General features: G+C 42.6%; 14 protein-coding genes. 8 read left to right on the top strand and 6 right to left on the bottom strand.

The window, feature by feature from the left end; all coding sequences use genetic code 11:
• Window positions 1-36: 36 nt before the first annotated feature.
• From ACSSVW_RS17180 to der, 8 genes are all read left to right on the top strand, one after another.
• On the top strand, window positions 37-1,167 hold the full coding sequence (locus ACSSVW_RS17180) for a bifunctional tRNA (adenosine(37)-C2)-methyltransferase TrmG/ribosomal RNA large subunit methyltransferase RlmN (protein WP_036972406.1): 1,131 nt from the start codon (window positions 37-39) through the stop codon (window positions 1,165-1,167).
• Window positions 1,168-1,280: 113 nt separating this feature from the next.
• Window positions 1,281-3,173: a type IV pilus biogenesis/stability protein PilW gene (pilW, locus tag ACSSVW_RS17175; protein ID WP_421420022.1), complete on the top strand. Its 1,893-nt coding sequence runs from the start codon at window positions 1,281-1,283 to the stop codon at window positions 3,171-3,173.
• Window positions 3,170-4,027: a RodZ domain-containing protein gene (locus ACSSVW_RS17170; RefSeq protein ID WP_421420020.1), complete on the top strand. Its 858-nt coding sequence runs from the start codon at window positions 3,170-3,172 to the stop codon at window positions 4,025-4,027. The genes pilW and ACSSVW_RS17170 overlap by 4 nt, the downstream gene beginning before the upstream one ends.
• A 5-nt stretch (window positions 4,028-4,032) precedes the next feature.
• Complete coding sequence (gene ispG / locus ACSSVW_RS17165) at window positions 4,033-5,151, top strand: flavodoxin-dependent (E)-4-hydroxy-3-methylbut-2-enyl-diphosphate synthase (RefSeq protein ID WP_454179801.1); 1,119 nt, start codon at window positions 4,033-4,035, stop codon at window positions 5,149-5,151.
• Window positions 5,152-5,283: 132 nt separating this feature from the next.
• On the top strand, window positions 5,284-6,558 hold the full coding sequence (gene hisS, locus ACSSVW_RS17160) for a histidine--tRNA ligase (RefSeq protein ID WP_036972410.1): 1,275 nt from the start codon (window positions 5,284-5,286) through the stop codon (window positions 6,556-6,558).
• A gap of 24 nt (window positions 6,559-6,582) precedes the next feature.
• Window positions 6,583-7,203 (top strand): YfgM family protein, encoded by a 621-nt coding sequence (locus tag ACSSVW_RS17155; protein ID WP_036972411.1) that lies wholly within the window; start codon window positions 6,583-6,585, stop codon window positions 7,201-7,203.
• Window positions 7,204-7,212: 9 nt separating this feature from the next.
• Window positions 7,213-8,391, top strand: coding sequence for an outer membrane protein assembly factor BamB (gene bamB, locus ACSSVW_RS17150; protein ID WP_036972412.1), 1,179 nt, complete (start codon window positions 7,213-7,215; stop codon window positions 8,389-8,391).
• 75 nt (window positions 8,392-8,466) lie between these two features.
• Window positions 8,467-9,936, top strand: coding sequence for a ribosome biogenesis GTPase Der (gene der, locus ACSSVW_RS17145; RefSeq protein WP_036972413.1), 1,470 nt, complete (start codon window positions 8,467-8,469; stop codon window positions 9,934-9,936).
• A 557-nt stretch (window positions 9,937-10,493) separates the two neighbouring features.
• Here der and ACSSVW_RS17140 read toward each other — a convergent pair.
• From ACSSVW_RS17140 to ACSSVW_RS17115, 6 genes are read right to left on the bottom strand one after another with little or no spacing between them, the layout of a single operon-like run.
• Entirely contained in the window at window positions 10,494-10,718 is a 225-nt protein-coding gene (locus ACSSVW_RS17140; protein WP_421420017.1) for a hypothetical protein, read from the bottom strand.
• Complete coding sequence (locus ACSSVW_RS17135) at window positions 10,705-11,463, bottom strand: hypothetical protein (protein WP_421420015.1); 759 nt, start codon at window positions 11,461-11,463, stop codon at window positions 10,705-10,707. The genes ACSSVW_RS17140 and ACSSVW_RS17135 overlap by 14 nt, the downstream gene beginning before the upstream one ends.
• Complete coding sequence (locus tag ACSSVW_RS17130) at window positions 11,450-12,208, bottom strand: hypothetical protein (RefSeq protein ID WP_421420014.1); 759 nt, start codon at window positions 12,206-12,208, stop codon at window positions 11,450-11,452. Before ACSSVW_RS17130 ends, ACSSVW_RS17135 begins: the two co-directional genes overlap by 14 nt.
• Window positions 12,195-12,953 (bottom strand): hypothetical protein, encoded by a 759-nt coding sequence (locus tag ACSSVW_RS17125; protein WP_421420011.1) that lies wholly within the window; start codon window positions 12,951-12,953, stop codon window positions 12,195-12,197. The genes ACSSVW_RS17130 and ACSSVW_RS17125 overlap by 14 nt, the downstream gene beginning before the upstream one ends.
• The gene (locus tag ACSSVW_RS17120; RefSeq protein ID WP_421420010.1) at window positions 12,940-13,680 is read right to left on the bottom strand and encodes a hypothetical protein; all 741 of its coding nucleotides are present in this window, start codon (window positions 13,678-13,680) and stop codon (window positions 12,940-12,942) included. Before ACSSVW_RS17120 ends, ACSSVW_RS17125 begins: the two co-directional genes overlap by 14 nt.
• A gap of 24 nt (window positions 13,681-13,704) precedes the next feature.
• Window positions 13,705-13,899, bottom strand: a complete 195-nt coding sequence (locus ACSSVW_RS17115; protein ID WP_155950855.1) for a hypothetical protein — start codon at window positions 13,897-13,899, stop codon at window positions 13,705-13,707.
• Window positions 13,900-13,910 lie beyond the last annotated feature (11 nt).

The following is a 13,910-nucleotide window of genomic DNA, read 5'->3' as shown; positions in this document are numbered from 1 at the left end:
AATACTTATACCACCGTCACTGATTGAGGTTGTTTCATGACCACAGAAAAAAAGATTAATTTATTAGATTTAAACCGAGATGCAATGCGTGAGCTTTTTGTATCCTTCGGCGAAAAGCCGTTCCGTGGCGATCAGGTGATGAAATGGATTTATCATTTTGGTGTAGATAATTTTGACGACATGAGCAACGTCAATAAAAAGTTAAAAGAAAAGCTTAAAGCTGAATGTGAAATTGTTGCACCCGAGATCTCAGTAAAACAAGTAGCAAGTGATGGCACAATTAAATATGCCTTATTGCTACAAGGTGGACAAGAAGTTGAAGCTGTGTGGATCCCTGAAAAAGACCGTGCAACCTTATGTGTATCGTCACAAGTAGGCTGTGCGCTAGAATGTACTTTCTGCTCAACAGCGCAGCAAGGCTTTAACCGTAACCTAACGGTATCTGAAATTATTGGCCAAGTATGGCGTGTTGCTAAAGATATTGGCCTTGATGGCGATAGCACCAAACGCCCTGTTACTAATGTTGTAATGATGGGTATGGGTGAGCCACTTTTAAACCTTAAGAATGTTGTGCCAGCAATGGAACTGATGATGGATGACTGGGGTTTTGGTCTATCAAAGCGTCGCGTTACACTGAGCACATCTGGTGTTGTTCCTGCTCTTGATTTACTAAAAGAAAAAATCGACGTTGCGTTGGCCATCTCTCTTCACGCGCCAAACAACGAGCTGCGTGACGTGCTAGTGCCAATCAATAAAAAGTACCCAATTGAAGAGTTTTTAGCGGCGTGTCGTCGTTACATCGATGGCTCAAAAGCGAATAAAGATGTCACTATTGAGTACGTCATGTTGCAAGGCATTAACGACAGCACCGACCAAGCCCATGAACTGGTTAAAACATTAAAAGGGACACCGTCTAAAGTAAACCTTATTCCGTTTAACCCATTCCCTGGCAACGAATATGGTCGCTCAAGTAATAGCCGTATTGACCGTTTTTCTAAAGTACTACAAGCGGCAGGCATTACCTGTATTGTTCGACGTACTCGTGGTGACGATATTGATGCAGCCTGCGGTCAATTAGTGGGCGATGTGGTTGACAGAACAAAGCGTTTAGCGAAAAAGAAAATGCGCGATGACAACGCAATTGCTGTTAATATTCATCAAGCATAATCGTTAAATCCAAGACAAGCCTTTGTGTTAAGCAGCTTATTTTTAAAATAATAGATGCAAGACAAAGGCTTTTCGGTAAGATAGGCATACGGAATCAAACAAGAGATTAGGTAATGCGATCTTTACTTGCCATAACTGTTAGTGCTTTAGCATTAGCTGGGTGTGTCACAGAAAACAGCTACAACGGAAGTAACAAACCTGTTGTTGAAAATAAAATCAATAATACTGGTGCCGCGCGTACTCGTATAGCCCTTGCTTTACAGTACTTAAAAACAGGCAATAACTCGCAAGCAAAGTATAATTTGGAGCGTGCAGCTGACTTCGCACCGCAACTACCTGAAGTACACTATTCTCTGGCATATTATTATCAGCAAGTTGATGAAAATGAGTTGGCCGACAGGGCCTATCAACAAGCATTAAAACTTGATCCCGACGATCCTAATACCTTAAATAACTATGGGGTCTTTTTATGTGGTATCGGTGAATATGACCGCGCCGCAGAAGAACTCCTTAAAGCCATTGCGATTCCAAGCTATATTCGTGTAGCCGAAAGTTACGAAAACTTAGCGTTATGTGCCGTTGAGTTTAATGATTTTGAAAATGCTGAAAAATATTTTAAATCAGCATTAAGTCACAGCTCACAACGCCCATCATCATTAATAAACCTTGCAGGTTTATATTATGCTAAAAGCGACTTACATAAAGCACAGGAAGTCGTGGAGCAATTTGAATCTACAGGCCGTGTCACTCCTCGCGCTTTAATGCTAAGTTACCTTATTCAACAACGCATGGGCCACATTGAAAAAGCAGAAACCACGGCGGCCATTATTTTACAAACTTACCCCGGCTCAAGTGAAGCTAAAGCCATCTCCTCTCAGCAGTTAAAGAACACTGAATTTGAGATTTTACGAGAAAAATACCGCCTTTCTCAGTTAGAAGAACTGCTCATTTCAAGCGATTACTCGTCGGTAAGTAAAGATCAGCCAAAAATCCGTATCGTAAAGAAAAAGGCACCGCCTAAGCCACAACAACCAAGTTCGGCGAGCACAACAGTAGCTGCAAACACAACAATAGAGCCTGTCGCGACAATTAAACCTGTCGCAACTGAAGAATCAGCAGCGGTGTCTGTCGCTGCAGAACCAACAGACACACAACCTGTGGCAACCATGCCAACGCCCGCAGACTCATTACCAGAAGTAAAATCTGTTGAAGTTGCGCAAGCTGATATTGAGCACGTTGACGCAGTCGAAGAAGAGGCCGCAGTCACGGCACCTAAACAACAGCCAGTGGCAACCGTACAGAAAACGCAGCCTAAAATAGGCGGTTTTACCACCGTGTCATCACGCCCAGTAGTAAAAACCGCGGTGGCTAACGATACCTCAGCAGTTATGAATGCACTTGGTTCATCACAAACCACAACGCCAGCAGTTGAGCCCACACAAACAAACAGTGATGACGTAAAAATTGTTTCATTTGGTGCTCCACAAACACCTGAAATAAAACAGCAAATTGAGCCATCTACAAACGCGGTGAAAAAAGACACTGGCACCGTGGTTTTTTACGAAGCAGAAAAAGATGCCGATGTATTTAACACCCGTTCTTCTCGTTCTGCGCAAACAAGTAACACGCGCTACAGCGTCAGCACAGAGCAATTACAACTGCCCATGCTGAACCCCAGTGTCGCCGCATTAAATATTCCTTACCATGTTATTCAAAATGGTGAAAACCTATTTAGCATTTCGGTGCGATACAATGTTAAACTACAGAAGATTTTGCAATGGAATGGCTTAAAAGAATCGGATCGTGTGCAAAACGGCACAAAAATCTATTTAAATGATCCGCACATTTACCATGACATTAACGCTGGCGATACTCTTTATGGCATAGCCACCCAGCATAGCGTATTGATCGATCAATTAATGCGCTGGAACAAATTGAGCCCAGATGTAGCCCTAAAACCTGGGCATAGACTCTTATTGGTAGACCCAGACTCATACGCATTATGAATGAAGAAAACACGTTAGAACAACCGCAAGAAACGCTCGGTCAAGCGCTAAAAAAGCACCGCGAAAATGCGGGAGTGAGCCTTGAGCAACTTGCCGGAGCATTAAAATTATCTGTTTTACAATTACAGAGACTAGAAAACGACGAACACGAGTTACTTGGCCCTGCCACGTTTGTTAAAGGCTATATTAAAAGTTATTGCCGAGAGCTTAAAATTGACAGTCAAGCCATGCTTGCATTACTGCCTGAGCAGATAGAACCTGCGAAAAAGTCAAAAATGCAAAGTTTCTCTCGTCGTACTGAAAAAGAAGCACATGACAGCCGCTTAATGTTGTTCAGCTACTTTATTTTAGCTGTGATCATTGGCTCGTCTGTTTTTTGGTGGTGGCAAAATAGCGCACCAGCGATTGAAGAGCCCATTAAGACAATTCAGCCAAATCAACTTGAAACAAGTGAACTTTCGTCCCCTGTTCAAGAGCCTCCCGTTGTCCAAGAACACACTGAAAGTGCAGCACCAATCAGTACTGATTTAGCTGTTGCAGAGTCTGAACCAGCCTCTGCGACAACACCACCTGTGACACCAGAGCAAGCAAGCTCAAGCGATCCTGAACAAAGCACCATTGTCATGCACTTTAATGAAGACAGCTGGGTTGAAATTCACGATGGCAACGGTGACCGCGTAGCATTTGGCGTAAAAAAAGCCGGCTACGTCATGACTGTCACAGGTCCACAGCCATTTAATGTCGTGCTAGGCAAACACCAAATGGTTGATATTACGTTTGAAGGTCAACCTGTCGACACCTCACATTTTGCCAAAAACCGATTAGCTAAATTTACTTTACCGTTATCAGAGTAACCGCAATGTTTTCAGAATCTCCTATTAAACGCAGAAAATCGACACGCATTAACGTAGGCAATGTCCCCATTGGTGATGGTGCACCGATTGCTGTTCAGTCGATGACTAACACCAACACATTAGATGTCGATGCAACGGTTGCACAAATTCAAGCCATTCAAGACGCTGGAGCCGATATCGTTCGTGTTTCAGTGCCTACCATGGAAGCGGCTGAAGCATTTAAAAGCATAAAAGAACAGGTCACTATTCCACTGGTGACTGATATTCACTTTGACTACCGCATTGCACTAAAAGTAGCGCAGTATGGCGCAGATTGTTTACGTATCAACCCAGGTAATATTGGCAGTGAAGAACGTATTCGTGCAGTGGTAGACTCTGCACGCGAGCACAATATTCCCATTCGTATTGGTGTAAATGGCGGCTCATTAGAGCGCGATTTACAAGAGAAATACGGCGAGCCAACGCCCGAAGCATTACTAGAATCAGCAATGCGCCATGTTGAGATTTTGCAACGTTTAGACTTTGATCAATTTAAAGTCTCGGTTAAAGCATCAGACGTATTCTTAGCAGTCGGTGCGTACCGACTCCTTGCCAAAGAAATTGATCAGCCACTGCATTTAGGTATTACGGAAGCTGGCGGTATGCGCTCTGGCTCAGTCAAGTCTGCAGTGGGTTTAGGTATGCTGCTTGCCGAAGGTATTGGCGACACATTACGTGTGTCACTTGCGGCTGATCCAGTGCAAGAGGTCAAAGTTGGCTTCGATATCTTAAAATCGTTGCGTATTCGCTCGCGTGGTATCAACTTTATTGCGTGTCCAAGCTGTTCGCGTCAAGAGTTTGATGTTGTTAGCACGATGAATCAACTCGAAGAACGTCTTGAAGACGTTGTTGACCCCATGTCAGTGTCTGTCATTGGGTGTGTGGTTAATGGTCCGGGTGAAGCCCTCGTGAGTGATATTGGCCTTGCGGGTGCAAACCGTCGTTCAGGCCTTTACATTAATGGCGAGCGTCAAAAAGCACGTATCGATAACGACAACATTGTTGACCAGCTCGAAGGCTATGTGCGCGACTTTATCGCTAAAAAAGAGAAAGAAACGCCAATCGACATCAAAATAGTTGAATAATACGAATATAGTCGGCAAACCCAGCGGTTTGCCGTTTACCTTTACCGCTCAGACGTTATAATAGCGGGTCAATTTTTAGTTTTCTTGATGCGTAATGATTATTTACGCAAGTACAGTATTTAGGATTTATCAGTGGCAAAACAAATTCAGGCAGTTCGTGGTATGAACGATTGTCTGCCAGGCGACACGCAGATTTGGCAGAAAGTAGAAAATATCTTACGTGATACCGTTTCATCGTTTGGTTATCAAGAAATTCGTTTTCCAATTGTTGAGTCAACCGATCTATTTAAACGCTCTATTGGTGAAGTTACTGATATCGTTGAAAAAGAAATGTACACATTTGCTGACCGTAATGGCGATAACCTAACACTTCGCCCTGAAGGAACCGCGGTGTGTGTACGTGCAGGTAACCAAAATGGCTTACTGTACAATCAAGAACAACGTTTATGGTACATGGGACCGATGTTCCGCCATGAACGTCCACAAAAAGGCCGTTATCGCCAATTCCACCAATTTGGTTTAGAAACATTCGGCATTGCCACTGCCGATATTGATGCAGAAGTTATTTTGCTTACAGCCCAATTATGGAAAGAATTTGGTATTAGCGAACACGTTCGTCTAGAGCTTAACTCATTAGGCTCTAATGAAGCACGTGCTGACTATCGCGATGCCCTTGTTGCCTACTTAGAGCAACATGTTGATGTGCTAGATGAAGACTCAAAACGTCGCATGTATTCTAACCCATTACGTGTTTTAGACAGTAAAAATCCAGATGTACAAGCAATCTTAACTGATGCACCAAAACTGTCTGAGCATTTAGATGCTGAATCAAAAGAACATTTTGAAAATTTATGTGAACGTTTAGACGCAGCTGGCGTCGAATACACTGTAAACGAAAAGCTTGTACGTGGCCTTGACTATTACAACCGCACAGTTTTTGAGTGGGTGACAGATAGTCTGGGCGCACAAGGAACCGTATGTGCCGGTGGTCGCTACGACGGCCTAGTTGAGCAACTAGGTGGTAAAGCAACCCCAGCCGTTGGTTTTGCAATGGGTCTTGAACGTTTAGTTCTGCTACTACAAGCATTAGAATGTGTAGGTGACATTCGTCGCAGTGCTGATGTATATTTGGCAGCCATGGGCGACAAAGCCAGTATTCAAGCGCCTATCATCGCAGCTCAACTTCGCAAAGATGTGGCGGGTCTTCGAGTGATGGTTCACGCTGGCGGCGGCAATTTTAAAAAGCAATTAAAACGCGCTGATAAAAGCGATGCATTAGTTGCGCTCATTATCGGCGAAGATGAATTAGAACAAGGCGTTGTGACTGTAAAATATTTACGTGAGCGTAAAGAACAAGTCACCTTAAAACTAGAAGAAGCGAAAACGCTACTAGCTGAACTTATTTAAGTTCAGTTAGCAACAGAGGTAAGCATGGAAATTTATTCAACAGAAGAACAACAAGCAGAAGCGATTAAACGCTTTTTTCGTGAAAACGGTGTCGCACTGGCAGTGGGTATTATCGCAGGCCTAGGTGGTTTGTATGGCTGGAAAGCATATAATCAACACCAAATCACCAGTGCTGAAAATGCATCAGACTCATTCACTCAACTTGTTGATAGCGGTGCCGTGCTAGACAAAGCAGAAACGTTTATCAAAGATAATAATGAATCAAGCTACAGTACCTTAGTTGCTTTCGTTGCAGCTAAAGAAGCCGTAGAAAAAAATGATCTTGATGCGGCAAGTGAAAAACTTAATTGGATTATCACGCACGAGAAAAACACCGAGTTAAAAGCCACAGCTGCAACGCGTCTTGCTCGTGTTCATCTTGCACAAAAGCAGTATGAGCAAGCATTAGCAACATTAAACTCAACGTTACCAGAATCATTTGCTGCAACGGTTGCGGAATTAAAAGGCGATGTGTTTGCTGCACAAGGTGACAAAGACCAAGCGCGCAGCCAATATCAAGCTGCGGCTGATAAAGGTGGCCTTGAAAATAACCCGTTATTACAAATTAAACTTGATGACTTAGCACAAACTAGCCCAGCGGCATAAGGGGTTAAGATGAAGAAGTTAACAGCGGCAACACTTGCTCTGTGTATTGCGACCCTAACGGGGTGTTCATCAAGTGATGACGAAGATGAATTAGTATTACCAGAAATTGTTAATCAGTTTGAAACAAAGGTTGTTTGGCAAGAGTCGATTGGTGATGGTGTTCAGCACTATTTTTCTCGCCTCACTCCAGCGGTATATAACGACGTTGTGTATGTTGCCAACCGTGAAGGTGAAGTAGAAGCCTTATCGCTTGAAAATGGCGATACTCTTTGGCATACCGATGTACGTGAAAACCCCGCTTTTTGGCCTTGGGAAACATCTGAGAGCGCTAAATTATCAGGCGGTATTTTACAAGCTTATGGTAAAATATTCGTTGGCTCTGAGCACGGCTATTTAACTGCTCTTGACCGCGAAACGGGTGAAATTATTTGGCGCAAAACAGTGCCGGGCGAAGTACTTTCAAAACCAGCTGCGGGCGATGGCCTAATATTCGTTAATTTGGGTTCTGGTAAATTACTGGCCATTCACCCAGACACAGGTGAAGAACGCTGGCGTTATGAGCAAGAAGTACCGCCACTAACACTGCGTGGCCAAAGCTCACCAACGGTTGCGAATGGTGGGGTATTAATAGGCCTTGAAACAGGCAAGCTCAACGTATTAATTTCAGAAAACGGTTACTCTGCTTGGAGCGCTGAAATTGCGTCACCAAAAGGGGCTTCTGAGTTTGAGCGTTTAGTTGATGTCGATACACAAGCTTTAATTAGCGGCCCATATGCTTATGCTATCGCCTATAATGGTAACTTAGCAGCCGTGGATATTCGCTCTGGTAATGTTGTATGGAAACGTGAGTACAGCAGCTACCGTGATTTATCGATGGACAGCCAATATATCTATATTGTTGACAGCAACGGTGTGGTATACGGCTTAGATAAAGTGTCTGGTATTGAACGTTGGAGCCAACCTGCTCTACGTGGCTGGTACTTAACAGGCCCAACAGTTGCTGGAAAATATTTAGCATTGGGTGACCAAGAAGGTAACCTACACTGGTTAGATAAAGAGTCGGGCGAGCTTGTATCGCGTGAAGACTTTGACAGCTCAGGTTTCTTTATTGAGCCTGTTGTTGCCGGTGACAAGTTAATTTTATACACCCGAGATGGTGAAGTTAGCGCGGTTAAAATTCCAGACTAACTTACTAATAGTAAACGTTATTTTTCTAAGGCTTCGCTTGGCGAAGCCTTTTGTTGTTTTTTAAAGAGGTAGTTTATGCTTCCCGTGATCGCTCTTGTTGGGCGACCCAATGTGGGCAAATCCACATTATTTAACCGTTTAACACGTACTCGTGACGCCCTCGTTGCCGATTTTCCAGGCTTAACACGAGATAGAAAATATGGCCAAGCTGACTATGATGGCTATGAATTTATCGTGGTAGACACGGGCGGTATTGACGGCTCTGAGCAAGGTATCGAAACTGAAATGGCCGAGCAATCGTTACTCGCGATTGAAGAAGCCGATATCGTATTATTTTTAGTTGATGCGCGTGCGGGCATGACAGCCGCAGACCAAGCAATTGCTAATCACCTACGTAAACAGCAAAAGAAATGCTTTGTTGTCGCAAACAAAGTAGATGGTATTGATGCTGACTCATACTGTGCAGAGTTTTTTCAATTAAGCTTGGGTGATATTCACCACATTGCCGCGGCTCACGGTCGTGGTATTACGCAGTTACTTGAAACAACACTTCAACCAGTTATCGCTGAAATGGCTGCACAAAACGATGACGTTGAAGAAAGTGATGACGAATTAATTGATCTTTACAGTGAAGACGACGACAGCGAAGAGAACCAACAAGCATTTGCAGATAAACCTGTAAAACTAGCAATCATTGGTCGCCCAAATGTGGGTAAGTCTACGCTGACTAACCGTATTTTAGGTGAAGAACGCGTTATCGTTTACGATATGCCAGGTACTACGCGCGACTCTATCTACATTCCGATGACGCGTAATGACAAAGAGTACATCCTTATTGATACCGCTGGTGTTCGTAAGCGTAAAAAAGTAAGCGACGTTGTTGAGAAATTTTCTGTTATCAAAACGCTGCAAGCTATTGAAGATGCAAACGTTGTATTACTGGTTGTTGATGCTCGCGAAGGCATTTCAGATCAAGACTTAAGCTTATTAGGGTTTGCCTTAAATGCAGGTCGTTCGCTCGTTGTAGCCGTAAACAAATGGGACGGCTTAGACGATTACGTTAAAGAGCGAATCAAATCTGAGCTTGACCGTCGTTTAGGCTTTATTGACTTTGCACGCTTACACTTTATCTCTGCGTTACACGGCACCGGTGTGGGTCACTTATTTGAATCAGTTGATGAAGCATATGAGTCTGCGACTAAGCGTATTAGTACTGCAATGCTACGTCGTATCATGGACATGGCTCAAGCGGATCATCAGCCTCCTCTCGTTCGTGGCCGTCGTGTTAAGCTTAAATATGCGCATGCCGGTGGTTATAACCCACCACGTATCGTTATTCACGGTAACCAAGTTCATGACTTACCTGATAGCTATAAACGCTACCTAATGAACTACTATCGTAAAGCATTGAATATCATGGGGACACCTATCAAAATTGAATTTAGAGAAGGTGATAACCCATACGCAGGCCGCACCAATAAAGTGACCTTATCGCAAAAACGTAAAATACGTGCATTTGCGAAAGAAAACCGCAATAAGTCATAAACTTCATTCGGTCATGAAAAAACCTTGTACGCATTTGCCTACAAGGTTTTTACTAGTAACTTAAGCTTTGATCAACATATAAATCACCTATTATCTTCCCCATCTCTTTTTTCATTTGACTTACTTGGCTCTTATGTAGCTTCCTTGATTCATTGACACTAGAGCTTGCGACGGCAACGAGAGAATAAAGTGCTCGACTCCTTCCTTCAATAGCCTTTCTCCGACTAACAACATCTACATTCTTAATATATTGTTCTTTTAAATCAACAAAGTGGAGATAAACTAAAGATAAATCTTGTTCCTCTGGGTATGTTTCATCAGCGCACCAACAACTCAGCTGTATATCAATCTTATGAGTAATAAAATCTAAAAATTTAGGTGTATATATTTCCTTTTTTTCTATTGGATGAATGATCTGGAGAACTCCCCCATCGGCTAAAATTCTTAAGTAATTTATCGTGTCTATTGTTACAGTATTATCCGTCGTTATTGACTGAGTAATTATATTTTTTTATCGATGACCTGGATTAAGTAGCCATTTTCAGTATTTTTTGAAATTAAAAAAATTTTATTGGGTGCGCATCCCCCACAAGCTTAGTGACATAACCTGAGTGGGTTTGATATAGCTGGTAATAAGAAAAGCTTTCTTTATCTAGGCCTAGCATTGAAAAATAAACTGCTTCTGTAATACGTGGGTGGCTGGTATTGGTATCGTGCGCTGCACAATTAAATACCATTACCGCCCCAAAAAGCAGTGCAGTTTTACGCTTATAATCCTTCATATTCAGCTTCCCTTGGCTTTAAAATATGTTCTTGGCAAGTCATTTTGTTCCAACAATCCGTTTCGGGTACACCGTAATACCACGCTCTAAAAATCGGTTGATACTTTTCAATCACCCGTTGTTGCATACTTGGTGAAAAATGAGGTAAGTACATAGTTTTGATCACCGTAATGTGCCTTGTGATCATATCTCCTAAATTAAAGCGCGCTTGGCGATACCGAATGTCTGCTTTTTTATATTCCCTGCTATCAGGTGTAAAGTTTTGCATGTCTTGTTTAGGGGCAGTCGCCCAGCCAGCTACTTTTTTCATTTGTTCAGTAAACGGCTTAACGGTAAACGTGATATGAATAGGATCATCAGCATCGGTGGGCCCAAAGCCTCGCGGAAATCCGCGGTGGTGATAATTAGGATGGGTAACAGTAAACTCAATCGATGCATAGGCGTTGGGCTGTAATAAATCCAAACGCTCACGAGGGAAGGTAATTGGCTCATTAGCATAGGCAGTTTTAAAATATTTATAACCAAATTCAATACCACAACTACTGTGACCACATGACTCTGAATAGGCCGACTTTATCAAAAAAGGGAACTCTGGCACTGAGCCATCCTCTGTTTCAATCGTCACAACAATGGGTCCACGATAGCCATGAGCCTTATCGAATACCGTAGTGCAACTTGTTGTCAAAAAACACGCCAGTAGCACACAGTAAAACTGCAGTGCAGCTTTACGCTTACAATCCTTCATATTCAGCTTCCCTTGGCTTTAAAATTTGCTTTCTACAGTCAACCATATCCCAACAATCTGTTTCAGGTACGCCGTAATACCAGGCTCTAAAAATCGGTTGATACTTTTCAATCACCCGTTGTTGCATACTTGGTGAAAAATGAGGTAAGTACATAGTTTTGATCACCGTAATGTGCCTTGTGATCATATCTCCTAAATTAAAGCGAGCTTGGCGATACCGAATGTCTGCTTTTTTATATTCCCTGCTATCAGGTGTAAAGTTTTGCATGTCTTGCTTAGGGCCAGTCGCCCAGCCAGCTACTTTTTTCATTTGTTCAGTAAACGGCTTAACGGTAAACGTGATATGAGTGGGGTCATCAGCATCAGTGGGCCCAAAGCCTCGCGTAAATACATTGTAGTGATAATTAGGATGAGTAACCTTAAAAAGAATTGTTGCATAGGCATTGGGTTGTAATAAATCCAAACGCTCCCGTGGGAAGGTAATTGGCTCATTAGCATGCGTGGTTTTAAAGTATCTATAACCGGAGTCTATGCCACAACTACTATGACCGCATGACTCTGTGTACACGGACTCTATCAAAAAAGGGAATTCTGGAACTGAGCCATCCTCTGTTTCAATCGTCACAACAATGGGTCCACGATAGCCATGAGCCTTATCGAATACCGTAGTGCAACTTGTTGTCAAAAAACACGCCAGTAGCACACAGTAAAATTGCAGTGCAGCTTTACGCTTATAATCCTTCATATTCAGCTTCCCTTGGCTTTAAAATTTGCTTTCTACATTTAACCATACTCCAACAATCCGTTTCAGGTACGCCGTAATACCAGGCTCTAAAAATCGGTTGATACTTTTCAATCACCCGTTGTTGCATACTTGGTGAAAAATGAGGTAAGTACATAGTTTTGATCACCGTAATGTGCCTTGTGATCATATCTCCTAAATTAAAGCGCGCTTGGCGATACAGAATGTCTGCTTTTTTATATTCCCTGCTATCAGGTGTAAAGTTTTGCATGTCTTGCTTAGGGCCAGTCGCCCAGCCAGCTACTTTTTTCATTTGTTCAGTAAACGGCTTAACGGTAAACGTGATATGAGTGGGGTCATCAGCATCGGTAGGCCCAAAGCCTCGCGTAAATACATTGTAGTGATAATTAGGATGAGTAACCTTAAAAAGAATTGTTGCATAGGCGTTGGGCTGTAATAAATCCAAACGCTCCCGTGGGAAGGTAATTGGCTCATTAGCATGCGTGGTTTTAAAGTATCTATAACCGGAGTCTATGCCACAACTACTGTGACCGCATGACTCTGTGTACACGGACTCTATCAAAAAAGGGAATTCTGGCACTGAGCCATCTTCTGTTTCAATCGTCACAACAATAGGCCCACGATAGCCATGAGCCTTATCGAATACCGTAGTGCAACTTGTTGTCAAAAAACACGCCAGTAGCACACAGTAAAATTGCAGTGCAGCTTTACGCTTATAATCCTTCATATTCAGCTTCCCTTGGCTTTAAAATTTGCTTTCTACAGTCAACCATATCCCAACAATCCGTTTCAGGTACGCCGTAATACCACGCTCTAAAAATCGGTTGATACTTTTCAATTACCCGTTGTTGCATACGTTTTGAAAAATGGGGTAAGTACATAGTTTTGATCACCGTAATGTGCCTTGTAATCGTCGCCCCCAAATTAAAGCGCGCTTGGCGATACCGAATGTCTGCTTTTTTATATTCCCTGCTATCAGGTGTAAAGTTTTGCATGTCTTGCTTAGGGCCAGTCGCCCACCCAGCTACTTTATTCATTTGTTCAGCAAACGGCTTAACGGTAAACGTAATATGAATAGGATCATCAGCATCGGTAGGCCCAAAACCTCGCGGAAATCCGCCTTGGTGATAATTAGGATGGGTAACCGTAAACTCAATCGATGCATAGGCGTTGGGCTGTAATAAATCCAAACGCTCACGAGGGAAGGTAATTGGCTCATTAGCATAGGCAATTTTAAAATATTTATAACCAAATTCAATACCACAACTACTGTGACCACACGATTCCGAATAGCCCGACTCTATTAAAAAAGGAAATTCTGGCACTGAGCCATCCTCTGTTTCAATCGTCACAACAATAGGCCCACGATAACCATGTGCTTTATCAAATAAAAAATCACAGCCTGATGTCAAAAAACACGCCAGTAGCACACAGTACATTACTAAATTTTTCACACTATTAACCTTCTATTTTAATAATTATTTAGCGCTAATAATGGGGTTGTCGGCACTGCCACTAATTTGGTAGCCATAAATATTTGCAAGTTGCGCCAGCTCAGGCGATAAAACAAGGCCGTTGTCTGTATCAAACAATAGCCCTAACTCTTTTAATAAATCAGCTTTATTGTTTTTTAAAATATAACCAAGCGCTTCATCTCTTTCATAGCGAGTCATGCTTTTATTTG

It is taken from the genome of Pseudoalteromonas sp. MBR-15 (genome assembly GCF_053628915.1).
The sequence above is the reverse complement of the archived record's forward strand: the minus strand, read 5'-3'. Positions and strand labels throughout refer to the sequence as shown.

Coding starts and splice junctions, on each gene's coding strand:
- ACSSVW_RS17180 (WP_036972406.1), top strand. CDS start 37: ATGACCACAGAAAAAAAGATTAATTTATTAGATTTAAACCGAGATGCA.
- pilW (WP_421420022.1), top strand. CDS start 1,281: ATGCGATCTTTACTTGCCATAACTGTTAGTGCTTTAGCATTAGCTGGG.
- ACSSVW_RS17170 (WP_421420020.1), top strand. CDS start 3,170: ATGAATGAAGAAAACACGTTAGAACAACCGCAAGAAACGCTCGGTCAA.
- ispG (WP_454179801.1), top strand. CDS start 4,033: ATGTTTTCAGAATCTCCTATTAAACGCAGAAAATCGACACGCATTAAC.
- ACSSVW_RS17155 (WP_036972411.1), top strand. CDS start 6,583: ATGGAAATTTATTCAACAGAAGAACAACAAGCAGAAGCGATTAAACGC.
- bamB (WP_036972412.1), top strand. CDS start 7,213: ATGAAGAAGTTAACAGCGGCAACACTTGCTCTGTGTATTGCGACCCTA.
- der (WP_036972413.1), top strand. CDS start 8,467: ATGCTTCCCGTGATCGCTCTTGTTGGGCGACCCAATGTGGGCAAATCC.
- ACSSVW_RS17140 (WP_421420017.1), bottom strand. CDS start 10,718: ATGAAGGATTATAAGCGTAAAACTGCACTGCTTTTTGGGGCGGTAATG.
- ACSSVW_RS17135 (WP_421420015.1), bottom strand. CDS start 11,463: ATGAAGGATTGTAAGCGTAAAGCTGCACTGCAGTTTTACTGTGTGCTA.
- ACSSVW_RS17130 (WP_421420014.1), bottom strand. CDS start 12,208: ATGAAGGATTATAAGCGTAAAGCTGCACTGCAATTTTACTGTGTGCTA.
- ACSSVW_RS17125 (WP_421420011.1), bottom strand. CDS start 12,953: ATGAAGGATTATAAGCGTAAAGCTGCACTGCAATTTTACTGTGTGCTA.
- ACSSVW_RS17115 (WP_155950855.1), bottom strand. CDS start 13,899: ATGACTCGCTATGAAAGAGATGAAGCGCTTGGTTATATTTTAAAAAAC.